Here is a 966-nt window from a genome sequence, read left to right on the forward strand (position 1 = left end):
GGATTCGGCTACAGCGGGCAGCGCGTGCTGGTCGAGGGCGGTCAGGGGTTCGCGAACAACCTCGCGGCCTACGACTCGTTCAACCCGGGGCGCTTCTTCGACAGCAGCCAGCTCGACCCGTATCAGCTGAACCTCGACAGCCTTGCCGTCGAGTACGTGACCGAGCCGGGCGAGGCGTTCGGGCAGCCGATCGACTACACCGCGACCGTCACCACCACCCAGCGCGGAGGCAGCAGCGAAGAACGCACCGTCAAGGTCAACGAGCCGCTAGCGATCGGAGGCACGAATGTCTACCTCCTCGGCAACGGCTACGCCCCGACCATCACAGTGCGCGACCCCTCCGGCACGGCGATCTTCACCGACTCGGTGCCCTTCCTCCCGACCAACGCGAACCTCACCTCGGTCGGAGTGGTGAAGGTGACGGACGGCCTTGCTGAGCAGATCGGCATGACCGGCTTCTTCTACCCCACCCAGGACCAGCTCGCGACAGGAGCATCGACGTCCGTCTTCCCGGACCTTCAGTACCCCGTGCTCTCGCTCAACGTGTTCTCGGGCGACCTGGGATTGAACGGCGGAGTGCCGACCTCGGTCTACGAGCTCGCCGTCGACTCTCTGACTCGACTGACCGGCGGCGACACCGGAGTAGCACCATTGACGCTGAAGCCGGGCGAGACCACGAACCTGCCCGACGGATTGGGTACCGTCACCTTCGAGAACGTCGGAGCCGACCCGGACGTCATCGGCACCGATAGCGTCCGCCGCTTCGCGTCCTTCGACATCCACCACGACGCCACCCAGGGCTGGGTGCTGCTCTTCGCGATTCTCGTCCTCGCCGGGCTTCTCACGTCACTATTCGTGCCGCGCCGACGAGTCTGGATCAAGGCCACCCCGGCCGAGGACGGCTCGCTGCGCCTCGAGTACGCCGGACTCGCCCGAGGCGAGGATCCACAACTCGTGCGAACGGTT

The 966-nt window shown here is 66.0% G+C and carries 1 protein-coding gene; it reads left to right on the forward strand.

The annotated features are described in order from the left end of the window. Positions 1-966: cytochrome c biogenesis protein ResB (locus C5D66_RS16685; RefSeq protein WP_146086971.1), on the forward strand; the 966-nt coding region annotated here is incomplete at both ends.

It is taken from the genome of Rathayibacter sp. AY1B4 (assembly GCF_002932815.1).
GTDB lineage: Bacteria > Actinomycetota > Actinomycetes > Actinomycetales > Microbacteriaceae > Rathayibacter.